The organism is Reyranella sp. (assembly GCF_050185545.1).
GTDB lineage: Bacteria > Pseudomonadota > Alphaproteobacteria > Reyranellales > Reyranellaceae > Reyranella.
In genome coordinates this window covers 18240-32676 of record NZ_JBFWZI010000021.1, presented here as the reverse complement: position 1 = coordinate 32676, position 14437 = coordinate 18240, and the positions used below count along the sequence as shown (strand labels likewise).

The following is a 14437-nucleotide window of genomic DNA, read 5'->3' as shown; positions in this document are numbered from 1 at the left end:
GGTTGGAGAATGGCTCCATTCCGTAGCCGATGACGGGGGAAGGAAATGAAGAACCTCTCCCGGCTGTGAAATCGGCTTGGCGCACAGGGGGCCGGGGCTGCTAGAGTTTCCGGAGCGGCTCAGTTTTTGCAAAGAAGCCGACAAACAGGGAGGCATAAGCCTATGTTGAGTCTCAAGAAGTCGTTCGCGACCCTCGCGGCGGCAGCAAGCGTGGCAGGTCTGCTGGGTGCGGCGCCTGCCGATGCCCAGACTATCAATGTCGTAATGCATTCGGATCTCAAGATCCTCGATCCGATCTGGACCACCGCCTATATCGTGCGCAATCATGGCTATCTCGTCTGGGATACGCTGTTCGCGATGGACGAGAAGCTCGAGGTCAAGCCGCAGATGGTCGACAAGTACGACGTCTCGGCCGACAAGCTCACCTATACCTTCACCTTGCGCGACGGCCTCGAGTGGCACGACGGCAAGCCGGTCACCGCCGAAGACTGCATCGCCTCGATCAAGCGCTGGGGTGCCAAGGACTCGATGGGCCAATCGCTGCTGGCCCGGGTCGCCGAGTTCACCAAGATCAACGACAAGACCTTCACCCTGAAGCTCAAGGAGCCCTACGGCCTGGTGCTACAGTCCCTCGGCAAGCCGTCGTCGAACGTGCCGTTCATGATGCCTGCTCGCGTGGCCGCAACCGATCCCAACACCCAGATCAAGGCCGAGGACGTGATCGGCTCGGGGCCCTTCATCTTCAAGCGCGACGAGTGGAAGCCCGGCGAGAAGACGGTCTACGTCAAGAATCCCAAGTACAAGCCGCGCAGCGAGCCGGCCTCCGGCTTGGCGGGCGGCAAGGTCGTCAAGGTCGATCAGGTCGTATGGCGGGTTGTCGGCGATCATCAGACAGCGATCAACGCGCTGCTGACCGGCGAGGTCGACATGATCGAATCGCCTCCGCACGACCTTCTGCCGGTGGTGGCCAAGGACAAGAACGTCAAGCTGTTCACCGCCAATCCGCTGGGCAGCCAGTACACCTTCCGCTTCAACACGCTGTACAAGCCGTTCGACAACGCCAAGATCCGCCAGGCCGTGCTCTACGCCTTCAACCAGAAGGACTTCCTTCAGGCGGTCATCGGCGATCCGAATTATTACAAGGAATGCAAGGCGATGTTCGTCTGCGGCACGCCGCTGGAGACGTTCAAGGGCTGGGAGGACAAGCTCAACTCGAACTTCGAGAAATCGAAGGCGCTCCTCAAGGAGGCCGGCTATGACGGCACGCCGGTCGTGCTGATGCAGTCGACCGACCTGGCGGTGCTGACCAACTTGGCGCCGGTCGCCAAGAACCTGCTGGAGAAAGGCGGCTTCAAGGTCGACCTGCAGGCGATGGACTGGCAGACGCTGGTCAGCCGCCGCGCCAGGAAGGATCCGCCGGACAAGGGCGGCTGGAACGCCTTCCTGACCGCCTGGGTGGCGGCCGACATCCTCAATCCGGTGATGGCCGGCTTCTTCAACGCCGGCTGCGACAAGGCGATGTTCGGTTGGCCGTGCGACGAGAAGATCCAGAAGCTGCGCGACGAGTTCGCCAGCGAGACCGACCCGGCCAAGCAGAAGGCCCTTGCCGAGGCGGTCCACGTCCGGGTCACCGAGTATCCGACCCACGTCCATCTCGGACAGTATTTTGCGCCGTTTGCGCTACGCACGTCGATCGACGGAGTGGTGCGGGCGCCGGTCACCGTGTTCTGGAACATGACCAAGAAGTGAGACTGGAACATCGAGAAGAAATGACGTCGTAGCCGCCGTCGGGGCGGCTACGATGTCTTCCCCGGCGGAGCGAAGGATTCTCATGCTTCGTCCGGGTCGACAAACGGGAGTCAAATGCTCGACTTTATCGTCCGCCGACTGATCGCCATCGTTCCCGTGCTCACGGTGGTGGCGGTCTTCGTCTTCCTCATGCTGCGATTGACGCCGGGCGATCCGGCGGCGGTGATCGCCGGGGACAATGCCACCTCCGACCAGATCGACGACATCCGCGAGAAGCTCGGCCTCAACGAGCCGATCTGGACGCAGTTCGCCATCTGGATCGGCAGCATCCTGCAGGGCAATTTCGGCGAGAGCTACTTCTTCAAGAAGACGGTCGCCGAGCTGATCGCGCAGCGCATCGAGCCCACCCTCGCGCTCGCCGTCTGCACCCTGATCTTCGCCATCTCCGTCTCGGTGCCGGTCGGCGTGCTCGCCGCCTACCGCCAGGGCTCGCTGTACGACCGCATCGTCATGGGCTTCTCCGTGCTGGGCTTCTCGGTGCCGGGCTTCGTCATCGGCTATTGCCTGATCTACGTCTTCGCCATCGAGCTCGGCTGGCTGCCGGTGCAGGGCTACACCCGCATCGGGGTCAATTTCTGGGGCTTCCTCGAGCGCATGGTGCTGCCGTCGCTGACCCTCTCGGTCGGCTTCATCGCGCTGATCTCGCGCATCACCCGCGCCTCGGTGCTCGAGGTACTGAACGAGGACTACATCCGCACCGCCCGCGCCAAGGGCCTCAGCAACCGCGTCGTGCTGATGCGCCATGCCCTGCGCAATGCCGCGGTGCCGATCCTGACCGTGATCGGCATCGGCATCGCCATCCTGATCGGCGGCGCGGTCATCACCGAGAGCGTCTTTGGCCTGCCCGGTCTCGGCCGTCTCACCGTCGAGGCGGTGCTGAGCCGCGATTTCCCGACCATCCAGACCGTCATCCTGATGTTCTCGGTGGTCTATGTCGTGATCAACCTGCTGATCGACATAAGCTACACCCTGTTCGATCCGAGGATCCGCTATTGAGCACGGTCACCGAAGAAGTCGTCGACTCCGCCTCGATCGCGGCGGCTTCGACCAAGCGGCGCCCCCTGTGGCTGGTCGCCATCCGCAACCCCAGCGTGATCATTGGCGGGACCATCCTGCTGATCATGGTGATCATCGCCGCCCTCGCCCCCTTCCTGGGCACAGTCGATCCGACGCGCATCGATCCGGCGGCGCGCAACAAAAAGCCGGGCACCGAGATCACCTACCGGCTCGATGACGGCCAGACCGCCAAGCGGGTCGCCATCATGGGCACCGACAGCCTGGGTCGCGACGTCTACAGCCGCGTCATTTACGGCACCCGTGTCTCGCTCGCCGTCGGCATCGCGGTCGCCCTGATCGCCGTCGCCATCGGCGTGGTGATCGGCCTGATCTCGGGGTACATCCGCTGGGCCGACGGCATCATCATGCGCATCATGGACGGGCTGATGGCCATACCGGGCATATTGCTCGCCATCGCCCTGGTGTCGATCTGGCGCACCGGCCTGATCACCGTGATCTTCGCCATTGTCGTGCCCGACGTGCCGCGCGTCGTCCGCCTGGTGCGCTCGATCGTGCTGACGGTGCGCGAAGAGCCTTATGTCGAAGGCGCGATCTCGGTCGGCACGCCGACCTGGGTGCTGATGTTCCGCCATATCCTGCCCAACACCATCGCGCCGCTGATCGTGCAGGGCACCTTCCTCGCCGCCGCCGCCATCCTTGTCGAGGCGGCTCTCTCCTTCCTCGGCATCGGCATCCCGCCGGAAATCCCGAGCTGGGGCAACATCATGGCCGAGGGCCGAACGCTGTTCCGCGTGTTCCCGCACAATATCCTGTATCCCGGCATCTTCCTCGCGCTGACAGTGCTGGCCATCAACATCATGGGCGACGGCCTGCGCGACACGCTCGACCCGAAGATGAGCAAGAAAGTCTGATGAACGACGCAAAGAAGCCGGTCCTCGAGGTCCGCAATCTGTCGGTATCCCTGCCGGCCGGCGCGGACCGCGCCCATGCCGTCGAGAAGGTGAGCTTCACGGTCAATCCCGGCGAGATCGTCTGCCTGGTGGGCGAATCGGGTTCGGGCAAGTCGGTGATCGCCTTCACCGTCATGGGCCTGCTCGCCAAGGCGCTGAAGCCGACCTCGGGCGAGATCCTGCTCGAGGGCGAAAACATCCTGGCGGCCGACGAGACCCGGCTGCGCGACCTGCGCTGCACGCGCATGTCGATGATCTTCCAGGAACCGATGACCGCGCTCAATCCGGTCATGACCTGCGGCGAGCAGATCGACGAGGTGCTGAGCACCCATACCAAGCTCGACGCCGGCGAGCGCCGGGCCAAGATCCTCGCCATCCTGGGCCGCGTGAAGCTGCCCGAGCCGGAGCGCATCTACGCCTCCTACCCGCACCAGCTGTCGGGCGGCCAGCGCCAGCGCATCATGATCGCCATGGCGTTGGTCCTCGACCCGGTGCTGCTGATCGCCGACGAGCCGACGACCGCGCTCGACGTCACGACCCAGGCCGAGATCCTGAAGCTGATCGCCGAGCTGCAGGCCGGCCAGGGCACCGGCGTGCTGTTCATCACCCACGATTTCGGCGTCGTCGCCGAGATCGCCCATCGCGTGGCCGTTCTGCGCTGGGGTGAGCTGGTCGAGATGGGGCCGACCGAGCAGATCCTCGCCCGCCCGTCGCACGGCTACACAAGGATGCTGATCTCCTCGGTGCCGTCGATCCATCCGCAGCATCGCGGCGTGCGCAAGGACGGCATCACCGTGCTGCGCACCGAAAAGCTCGGCAAGGTCTACTCGGGCAAGTCGTTCTTCCAGAAGGCGCGCGTGGTCAAGGCCGCGATCGATGTCGACCTCGACATCCGCAAGGGCGAGACGCTGGGCATCGTCGGCGAATCGGGCTCCGGCAAGTCAACGGTGGCGCGCTGCATCGCCCGCCTGATCGATCCGACCGAGGGCAAGGTATTCCTGGGCGATACCGAGATCGCCACCATGTCGGTCGGCAAGCTCAGGCCGCATCGGCGCAAGGTGCAGATCGTTTTCCAGGATCCCTACCGGTCGATGAACCCGCGCATCACGGTGGGCGACTTCATCATCGAGGGGCCGATGAATTTCGGTCTCCACAAGGACGAGGCGCTGGCCCGCGCGCGCAAGCTGATGGAGACGGTGCGGCTCGATCCGAACTCGCTCGACCGCTATCCGCACCAGTTCTCGGGCGGCCAGCGGCAGCGCATCTGCATCGCCCGCGCGCTGGCCATGGAGCCCGAGCTGCTGATCGCCGACGAGGCGGTATCGGCCCTCGACGTGTCGGTGCAGAAGCAGGTGCTCGAGCTGCTCGACGAGATCCGCCAGCGCCTCAATCTCGCTGTGCTGTTCATCACCCACGACCTGCGCGTGGCGGCGCAGATCTGCGACTACGTGGCGGTGATGAGCAAGGGCCGCGTCGTCGAGTACGGCTCGGCCGAGCAGGTGTTCGGCGCGCCACGCGACGACTACACCAAGGCGCTGTTCGCCGCCGCGCCCGGCAGGCACTGGGAATTCGGCAAGTTCGCCACTGCCTGATCTGTGTTAGGGTCCGTGGCAAGGAAAGGCCCTTCAGGCACCCGCTGCCGCGCCTCCCCCTGACCGGCACCGGATGGACGGGAAACCGTGTCGAGGGAGGCTCACATGGCGGACAGCGTCTACAAGGTGATCGAGCTGGTCGGCACCAGCACCGATTCCTGGGAGAAGGCGGCGAAAACGGCGGTGGAGCGCGCTGCCAGGTCGCTGCGCGACCTGCGCGTCGCCGAGATCGTCGAGCAGGACCTGGTGATCGAGGACGGCAAGGTCACGGCCTATCGCACCAAGCTGAAGCTCTCCTTCAAGTACGAAGGCGGCGGCTGAGGTCTCGAGCTGTTCCGGACCGCGGGCGTCTCGCCCGCTCGGAATCATGAGCGGGCGAGACGCCCGCGGGCCGGAAGTTCATGTGGTCCTACGCTTCCGCCCGTTACGACAGTAAGCTCCCGGCAAGTCCGCCGGCCTTCTCGAAGACGCCTCGTTCAACCAGTCGCCGGCTTTCGGCGATGTCGACCTGTTCAGCACCGACCGGCCGCTGGCGGATGCCGCCCGGCGCGCCGGGCTCGACCTCGCCGGGCTGGCCGCCTGCGGCCGCGACTACGGCTCGGCCGAGACGCTCGATCTCGGCCGCGTCGCCAACGAGAACCCGCCCAGGCTCCACATCATGGACGGCAAGGGCAACCGCCTCGACCTCGTCGAGTTTCATCCCGCCTATCACGCCATGATGGCCAAGAGCATCGGCCACGGCATCCATGCGTCGGCGCACGACGGCAGCGACAAGCAGGGGCCGATATCGACGCGCGCCGTGCGGCTCTATCTCGCCACCCAGGCCGAGAGCGGCCACATGTGCCCGGTCACCATGACGCATGCCTGCATCGGCGCGCTGCGCTCCGAGCCGGCCTTGCTGACCAAGTGGCTGCCGCACATCCAGACGCGCGCCTACGATCCGCGGCCGCTACCATGGTGGGAGAAGAAGGGCGTGACGCTCGGCATGGGCATGACCGAGCGCCAGGGCGGCACCGACGTGCGCGCCAACATCACGTCCGCCGCGCCTGCCGGCGACCATGTCGAGATCACCGGCCACAAATGGTTCATGTCGGCGCCGATGTGCGATGCCTTCCTGGTGCTCGCCCAGGCGGCCAAGGGATCGGCCAAAGGATCGGAGGGAGGCGGGCTCACCTGCTATCTGATGCCGCGCTACCGGCCCGACGGGTCGAAGAACCAGATCCGCTTCCAGCGCCTGAAGGACAAGCTCGGCAACAAGTCGAACGCCTCGTCGGAGGTCGAATTCCACGGCGCCTATGCCGAGCGGGTCGGCGCCGAGGGTGCGGGCGTGCGCACCATCATCGAGATGGTCAACCTGACGCGGCTCGACTGCGCCATCGCCTCGGCCGGGCAGATGCGCATCGCGCTCTCCCAGGCGCTGAACCACATCCGCCATCGCTCGGTGTTCCAGCGCCGCCTGATCGACCAGCCGGCGATGCGCGCCACCGTCGCCGATCTCGCGCTCGAACTCGAGGCGCAAGTCGCGCTGGTGTTTCGCCTGTGCCGGGCCGCCGAGCATGCCCAGGATCCCGCCGAGGCCGCCTATGTCCGCCTGCTGACGCCCGCGGTGAAATTCCTGGTGTGCAAGAGCACGCCGCAGGTCGTCTACGAATCGCTCGAGTGCCTGGGCGGCAACGGCTACACCGAGGATCTGCCAATGGCGCGCTATTTCCGCGAATCGCCGCTCAACGCCATCTGGGAAGGCTCGGGCAATGTCATGGCGCTCGACGTGCTGCGCGCCGCCGGCCGCCATCCCGACCAGTCGATGGCGACGGTCGAGAGCCTCGCGCGTACTGCCGCGGCCGCGTTCGACGTCCGCCCGCTCGCCCAGTCGATCGCCACGGTGTTGCGCTCAGGCGACGCCGAACGGCGCGCCCGCTTCGTCTGCGAGGGGCTGGCCAGGATCGCCGCGGTGGCCGCGCTCGCCGACGCCAAGTCCGACTTCGCCACCCTGTACGGCGACACCCGCCTGCGCGGCGCGGGCTTCGCCCAGTTCGGCACTGCCGACCTCGGCAGTGCCGAGACGGCGTTGGTCGAGCGCGCGCTGGCGGCGTGACTCGTTGTCATGGGCTACTCACTGTCCTGGATAGCGACCAAGGGCTTGGTCAAGGACATCGTCTACTCTCGGCTTCAGCTGTCGATGGCAAGCAATCCCGCAAGAGGACGCGAAAGTCATATCCAGAGCCGGGACCAGCCCGATGGATGGCGTCTGGTCCTCCTAAACGAGGCTGAGCATCCGCTCCTCAAGGTCTCTCACTTGGCAACCCTGTCGAAAGGATGCACGGCCTTGGCTTGCAACATCGAGGAGCACGTCATGCTCGGCTCGGCGGAGCAATGGACAGACGGTCAACTCCTTTGGCGTCTGCGTCATCAAGGCGATATCGACACTCACAATCTCGAAGTATCGGGTGATCCACCACACGTCTTCCCCAAGATCGAGGAGGAATGCCGAAGTCGCCAAGCGAGCGATACCGAGCAGCCACCTGTCGACTTCGTCTTCGAGATTCCTCCTCTCGTCGCCAAGTCGATCACAGCATTCAAGCATGATGAGTCGGACCGGGAAGGCTTCGAACCGTTGCAGTGGCAAGGCCGGCGAACATGGTGGCGCTTCTGGCAGTCTGAAATCTTCGGAATCCTTGCAGCGGTCCCCACCCTCCCCCAAGATCGCGACCCATGAAAAAGATCTTCACCGCCTGCCTCGGCACCGAGACCAACACCTTCGCCTCGATTCCCACCGGTCACCAACTCTTCCAGGAGACCTGCCTCTTTCGCAAGGCCAGCTACGGCAAGAACGTGCCGATGTTCGGCGCTCCACTCGCGGTGTGGCGCGGCCGCGCCGACGCCAAGGGTTGGCAGGTGGTAGAAAGCCTGTGCGCCTTCGCCCAGCCCGCCGGGAAGACGGTGAAGAAGGTCTACGAATCGTTCCGCGACGAGATCATCGCCGACCTCGAGGCGGCAATGCCGGTCGACGCCGTGCTGCTGTCGATGCACGGCGCCATGGTGGCCGAGGGCTACGATGATTGCGAAAGCGACGTGCTCGCTCACGTCCGCCGCGTGGTTGGCCCTGACGTGCCGGTCGGCGTCGAGCTCGATCTCCATTGCAATATCGGCGAAGGTACCTTGCGCGACGCCACGGCGCTGGTGCTGTTCAAGGAGTACCCGCACGTCGACGTGCCGGAGCGCGCCGACGATCTCTTCACGGTGATCGAAGGCGCCATCGAGGGCCGAACGAAGCCGGTGATGGCCGCGTGGGACTGCAGGATGATCGGCGTCTTCCATACCACGCGCCAGCCGATGCGCGGCTTCGTCGACAAGCTCCAGGCGATGGAGGGCAAGGACGGGGTGCTGTCACTGTCGATCGCGCATGGCTTCCCATGGTCCGACATCAGGGAGATGGGCAGCAAGATCATCGCCGTCACCGACGGCGACCGCCCCAGGGCGGAGCGCCTCGCGCGCGAGCTCGGCCGCGAATTCTATGCCATGCGCGAGGCGACGCAGCCGCCCTATGTCACGCTCGACGCGGCGATGGCCCGCGTCTCCTCGCACAACCTGCCCAAGCCGATGGTGCTGGCCGATGTTTCGGACAATGCCGGCGGCGGCGCCGCCTCCGATTCGACCTTCATCCTGAAGGCGCTGATCGACCGCAAGGTGCAGGACGCGGCGGTCGGCATGATCTGGGATCCCGGCGCCGTGAAGCTCGCCTTCGAGGTCGGCGAGGGCGCCGAGCTCGACATCAGGCTGGGCGGCAAGCTCGGCCCGCAATCCGGCCCGCCGATCGACGCGCGCGCCACCGTGCTGAAGCTGGAGAAGGAGGTCACCATCGAGTTCGGCGGCGCGCGCAAGAGCGTTGGCACGATCGGCGATGCCGCGGCGCTGCAGATCGACGGCGTGACGGTGATCGTCAACAGCAAGCGCACGCAATGCCTGAGCCGCGACTGCTTCACCAAGCTCGGCGTCGATCCGTCGACGAAGAAGGTGGTGGTGGTGAAGTCGATGCAGCATTTCCATGCCGCCTACGCGCCGATCGCCAGCGAGGTGGTCTATGTCGCCGCCCCCGGCGCGCTGGTGCCCGATTGGTCGCAGCTTCCCTACACCAAGATCGACAAGGCGCAGTGGCCGTTCGTCGCCGAGCCGCATGACCCGTGAGACGGCTCCCTACAACGGCCGCTCTGGTAGGAAGCGGAGAGAGAGAGGAAAATCGGGCCCGCGCGGCGTGATGTTGCAGGGCGTTTACAGCGGCGGAACACATTGGTATGGTCCGCCGCGTCGCGGCCGGGAGTGGCCGTTTTGTCGTTTTAAGTCAACGACTTAACAATATCCCGCCCGGCGCGAGGGGCGCGATCCATGAAGATTCTCACCGGCAACAGCAATCGACCGCTGGCCGAAGCCATATCCGCCAAGCTGGCCCTGCCGCTGGTCAAGGCGCAGATCCGGCGGTTCTCGGACAACGAGATCTTCGTCGAGATCCTGGAGAACGTACGCGGCGAGGACATGTTCGTCATCCAGTCGACGAGCTTCCCGGCCAATGACCATCTGATGGAGCTGTTGATCATCATCGACGCGCTGCGCCGCAGCTCGGCGCGGCGCATCACCGCGGTGATGCCCTACTACGGCTATGCCCGGCAGGATCGCCGGACCGGTCCGCGAACGCCGATCTCGGCCAAGCTGGTCGCCAACCTGCTGACCAACGCCGGGGCCAGCCGCGTGCTGACGCTCGACCTGCACGCCGCACAGATCCAGGGCTTTTTCGACATCCCCGTGGACAACCTGTTTGCCGAACCGGTTTTCAGCCGGCACATCAAGGAAACCCTCACCAACCGCAACCTGACCGTGGTGTCGCCCGACGTCGGCGGCGTCGTGCGCGCGCGTGCCGTCGCCCGGCGCATCGATGCCGACCTCGCCATCATCGACAAGCGGCGCGAGCGTGCCGGCGTCAGCGAGGTCATGAACGTGATCGGCGACGTCAAGAACGCCGACTGCCTCCTTGTCGACGACATCGTCGATTCGGCGGGCACACTATGCAACGCCGCCGTCGCCCTGATGGACCAGGGCGCCCGCTCGGTGTCGGCCTATGTCACCCACGGCGTGCTGTCGGGCGGCGCGGTCGCGCGCGTCGCCGCCTCGCCGATGGAGAAGATGGTCATCACCGATTCGATCCAGGCCACCGAGGCGGTGCGCGTGTCGCCCAATGTGCGGCCACTCAGCATCGCGAGCTTGATGGCCGAGGCGATGAAGCGTATTGCCGACGAAACGTCGGTATCGAGCCTGTTCGACTGACGAGGATTTTTTGGAGATCCGGCGATCGGCACCCCTGGAGGCCACGCCGCGAGTGAGAGAGAGCAACCCGAACCTTTAGGAGATGTGAGATGGCAGAGACGACGAAAGTCGTCGCGAAGATGCGGAGCCGGGCCGGCAAAGGGGGCGCCCGTTCCAGCCGTCGCGATGGACTGATTCCCGCCGTGATCTACGGCGACAAGCAAGCCCCGGTGATGATCGCGGTCGAGCCGAAATCGATCGAGCGCGAGCTGCACAAGGAGGGCTTCTTCAATCACCGGATGGAGATCGATGTCGAGGGCACGCCCTACGCGGTGCTGCCGCGCGACATGCAGATCGACCCGGTGACCGACCGGCCTCTGCATCTCGACTTCCTGCGCATCGGACCCGATTCGATCATCACCGTCCAGGTCCCGGTGCATTTCCGCAACGAGAACCAGGCACCCGGCATCAAGCGCGGCGGCGTGCTCAACATCGTGCTGCACGAGATCACCGTGCGCACCAAGCCCGCCAATATCCCGGAATATTTCGATGTCGACCTGACCGGCCTCGAGATCGGCCATTCGGTCCATCTGTCGACGCTCAGCATCCCTGAGGGAGTGCGCGTGGTGAGCCGCGACAAGAACGCGACCGTGGCCTCGATCGCCGCGCCGACCGTGGTGCGCGAGGCGGCGGCCCAGGCCGCGGCCGACGCGGCGACCGCGGGCACGCCGGCGGCCGAAGGCACGGCTGCCGCTGCTCCGGCAGCCGGTGCAGCGCCGGCGGCGGCACCCGCTGCAGGCGCCAAGGCGCCAGCGCCGGCCAAGAAGTAGCCGGAGCGCTTTCGCTCCGGACTTCGCATGCTGCTGCTGGTCGGCCTCGGCAATCCCGGGCCGCGCTACGCCGGGCACCGGCACAATGTCGGATTCATGGCGGTGGACGAGATCGTTCGCCGCCGTGTTTTCTCGCCCTGGCGCGCGCGCTTCAACGGCGAGGTGGCGGAAGGCCATCTCGGCGGCGAGCGCACGCTCGTCCTGAAGCCGATGACCTTCATGAACGAGTCGAGCCGCGCGGTCGGCGAGGCCGTGCGCTATCTCAAGATCCCGCTCGAGCGCGTCGTGGTGTTCCACGACGAGCTCGACATCGCACCCGGCCGGGTGCGCATGAAGAAGGGCGGCGGCGCCGGCGGCCACAACGGTCTGCGCGACATCGACGCCCATGTCGGCAACGACTATCGCCGCGTGAGAATCGGCATCGGCCATCCCGGCCACAAGGACCTGGTGCTGCACTGGGTGCTGCGCGACTTCGAGCCCGAAGAGCGTGACCCGAAGACCGGCTGGGTCCCGAAGCTGCTCGACGCTTTGGCCGAGGAATCGGCGCTGCTCGTCGAAGGTGGTGCCAAGGGCGACGAACGCTACATGAGCCGCGTGGCGCATCTCGCGCCGCCTCCCAAGCCACCGGCGGTAGAAACGAAAGCGTAACGATGGGTTTCAATTGCGGAATCGTCGGTTTGCCAAATGTCGGCAAGTCGACGCTGTTCAATGCGCTCACCGCCACCCAGGCGGCGCAGGCGGCCAACTACCCGTTCTGCACCATCGAGCCCAACGTCGGTCGCGTCGCCGTACCCGATCCACGGCTCGACAAGCTCGCCGCGGTCGCCCAGTCGGGAAGGATCGTTCCCACCCAGCTCGAGTTCGTCGACATCGCCGGGCTGGTGAAGGGCGCCTCGAAGGGCGAGGGACTGGGCAACCAGTTCCTCGCCAACATCCGCGAGGTCGACGCCGTCGCGCACGTGCTGCGCTGCTTCGAGGACGGCGACGTCACCCATGTCTCGGGAAGCGTCGATCCGGTGCGCGATGCCGAGATCGTCGAGACCGAGCTGATGCTGGCCGATCTCGACAGCCTCGAGAAGCGCCTGCCCAATCTCGAGAAGCGCGCCAAGGGCGGCGACAAGGAAGCCCAGGCCGAGGTGCCGGTGGTCAGGAAGGCGCTCGACGTCCTGCGCGAGGGCAAGCCCGCCCGCGAGGCTGCTCTCACCGCCGAGGAGCAGCCGACCTTTCGCCGCCTGCAGCTCATCACCGCCAAGCCGATGATGTACGTGCTCAATGTCGAGGAGGCGTCGGCGGCGACCGGCAATGCGCACAGCGCCAAGGCCGAAGCCTACGCCCGCCAGCGCGGCATGCCGGCGGTGGTGATCTCCGCGGCGATCGAAGCCGAAGTGGCGCAGCTACCGGCCGAGGACCAGGCCGAGTATCTCGCCTCGCTCGGCCTCGCGGAGACCGGCCTCGCCCGCGTGGTCCGCGCCGGCTACCAGCTGCTCGACCTCGTGACCTTCTTCACGGTCGGCCCCAAGGAGGCGCGCGCCTGGACGGTGCGCCGCGACGCGCGCGCCCCGGAAGCGGCAGGCGTCATCCATACCGACTTCGAGAAGGGCTTCATCCGCGCCGAGACCATCGCCTACGACGATTACATTGCACTGAACGGCGAGTCGGGCGCCCGCGACGCCGGCAAGCTCCGCCTCGAAGGCAAGGACTACGCCGTCAAGGACGGCGATGTGTTCCACTTCCGGTTCAATGTCTAGCAAAGCGAGGCTCAGCCTCGGACCGACGAGGCGTGCACGCCCGAAAGTATTGCCGGGTCGGCTCGCAGAAGCCTAGCATCTCCCGCACGAACATCGAGGGAGGCACGACATGGCCAGCAGTCAGCGGAGGCACCCATGAACGGTCGCGTCGATCCGGCCATAGAAAGAATTCTGCCGCTTCTGCCGCTCAAGGATGCGTCGACCCTGACGCCCGGGCGGGCGCGCGATGAGTTGGTGGCGCTCGCGGACTCGCGAAAGGATGTGCCGCTGCCGCAACCTGCTTCCGTCACCGACTTGATCATCGATGGCAAGGCCGGCCCGATTGCCGCGCGGCTGTATGCGACGGCGAGAAAGCCGGCGCCTACGGTCGTCTTCTTCCACGGCGGTGGCTGGGTCGCTGGCGATCTCTACACGCACGATCGGCAGGCGCGAACGTTGTCCTTGGAGCTGGACGCCGTCGTCCTCAGCGTCGACTACCGGCGCCCTCCCGAATCGCCGTTTCCCGGCGCCTACGAGGATTGCCTGGCCGCGACCAGATGGGCCGCGGCGAATTTGGGCAAGCTCGGCGACGATCCGACGCGGCTCGCCGTGGCCGGCGACAGTGCCGGCGGCAATCTCGCCGCCGCGGTGGCGCAAGGCTGCCGAAGCAACGGTGGGCCGCCTCTGAAAGCACAATTCCTGGTCTACCCGGCGCTCGATCTGGCGGGGTGCTACGGGGCTCCAGCCGTGAACGACCGGTATCCCTCGCGGCAGGAGAACGCGCTGGGATTCTTCCTGACCGGCGACGCCATGCGCTTCTTCGCCAACAAGTACATTGCCGAGGCCAAGGACAGTGAAGATCCTCGGGCCTCCCCTTTGCGGAGCGACGCGCTCCACGGCCTGCCTCCCGCGGTCATCTGCACGGCGGAGTTCGATCCTCTGCGCGACGAGGGAGAAGCCTATGCCAACGCCTTGAAGCGCGCGGGCGTGCGCGTTTCCTACTTCCGGGAGCCCGGGATGGTGCACGGCTTTTTCGGCATGGGGGCGGCATCGCCAGCCGCGGACGCGGCGCGACGGCGCGCCACCGCGGCCTTCAAGGAGATGCTCGCCTGAGCTGATCGCCGCGAAGGCGGTGCGGGGCGGGTGAGGCGGGACGGAGCCTGGTCACCTCGCCTCTCCCGCGAGGGAACAGTAAGCGCGCCGGCCCGTACCTCCCG

At 66.0% G+C, this 14437-nt stretch carries 12 protein-coding genes and 1 pseudogene; all 13 read left to right on the top strand.

The features are described 5' to 3' along the window. Positions 1 to 162: 162 nt before the first annotated feature. The 13 genes and pseudogenes from AB7O82_RS08385 to AB7O82_RS08325 all read left to right on the top strand — a co-directional run bounded on the left by AB7O82_RS08385 (position 163) and on the right by AB7O82_RS08325 (position 14333). The gene (locus AB7O82_RS08385) at positions 163 to 1749 is read left to right on the top strand and encodes an ABC transporter substrate-binding protein (RefSeq protein ID WP_428539787.1); all 1587 of its coding nucleotides are present in this window, start codon (positions 163 to 165) and stop codon (positions 1747 to 1749) included. A 114-nt stretch (positions 1750 to 1863) separates the two neighbouring features. Continuing rightward, a complete protein-coding gene (locus AB7O82_RS08380; protein WP_428539784.1) occupies positions 1864 to 2805 on the top strand; it encodes an ABC transporter permease in 942 nt (313 codons plus the stop codon). Next, on the top strand, positions 2802 to 3737 hold the full coding sequence (locus tag AB7O82_RS08375) for an ABC transporter permease (RefSeq protein ID WP_428539781.1): 936 nt from the start codon (positions 2802 to 2804) through the stop codon (positions 3735 to 3737). The genes AB7O82_RS08380 and AB7O82_RS08375 overlap by 4 nt, the downstream gene beginning before the upstream one ends. Beyond that, a complete protein-coding gene (locus tag AB7O82_RS08370; RefSeq protein ID WP_428539778.1) occupies positions 3737 to 5368 on the top strand; it encodes an ABC transporter ATP-binding protein in 1632 nt (543 codons plus the stop codon). The genes AB7O82_RS08375 and AB7O82_RS08370 overlap by 1 nt, the downstream gene beginning before the upstream one ends. 105 nt (positions 5369 to 5473) lie before the next feature. Next, on the top strand, positions 5474 to 5689 hold the full coding sequence (locus AB7O82_RS08365) for a dodecin family protein (protein WP_428539775.1): 216 nt from the start codon (positions 5474 to 5476) through the stop codon (positions 5687 to 5689). Positions 5690 to 5843: 154 nt separating this feature from the next. After that, positions 5844 to 7463 (top strand): annotated as a pseudogene (locus tag AB7O82_RS08360) (acyl-CoA dehydrogenase family protein); the annotation flags it as partial. A 9-nt stretch (positions 7464 to 7472) separates the two neighbouring features. Further along, positions 7473 to 8084, top strand: a complete 612-nt coding sequence (locus AB7O82_RS08355) for a hypothetical protein (protein ID WP_428619172.1) — start codon at positions 7473 to 7475, stop codon at positions 8082 to 8084. After that, positions 8081 to 9553 carry a M81 family metallopeptidase gene (locus tag AB7O82_RS08350; protein WP_428539766.1) on the top strand — a complete coding sequence of 491 codons (1473 nt, stop codon included), beginning with the start codon at positions 8081 to 8083 and terminating at the stop codon, positions 9551 to 9553. Before AB7O82_RS08355 ends, AB7O82_RS08350 begins: the two co-directional genes overlap by 4 nt. Before the next feature lie 198 nt (positions 9554 to 9751). Beyond that, the gene (locus AB7O82_RS08345; RefSeq protein WP_428539763.1) at positions 9752 to 10684 is read left to right on the top strand and encodes a ribose-phosphate pyrophosphokinase; all 933 of its coding nucleotides are present in this window, start codon (positions 9752 to 9754) and stop codon (positions 10682 to 10684) included. Between the two features lie 89 nt (positions 10685 to 10773). After that, positions 10774 to 11493 (top strand): 50S ribosomal protein L25/general stress protein Ctc, encoded by a 720-nt coding sequence (locus AB7O82_RS08340; protein ID WP_428539760.1) that lies wholly within the window; start codon positions 10774 to 10776, stop codon positions 11491 to 11493. A gap of 27 nt (positions 11494 to 11520) precedes the next feature. After that, positions 11521 to 12141 (top strand): aminoacyl-tRNA hydrolase, encoded by a 621-nt coding sequence (gene pth, locus AB7O82_RS08335; protein WP_428539757.1) that lies wholly within the window; start codon positions 11521 to 11523, stop codon positions 12139 to 12141. Positions 12142 to 12143: 2 nt separating this feature from the next. Next, entirely contained in the window at positions 12144 to 13241 is a 1098-nt protein-coding gene (ychF, locus tag AB7O82_RS08330) for a redox-regulated ATPase YchF (RefSeq protein ID WP_428539754.1), read from the top strand. Between the two features lie 135 nt (positions 13242 to 13376). Next, complete coding sequence (locus AB7O82_RS08325; RefSeq protein WP_428539751.1) at positions 13377 to 14333, top strand: alpha/beta hydrolase; 957 nt, start codon at positions 13377 to 13379, stop codon at positions 14331 to 14333. Positions 14334 to 14437 lie beyond the last annotated feature (104 nt).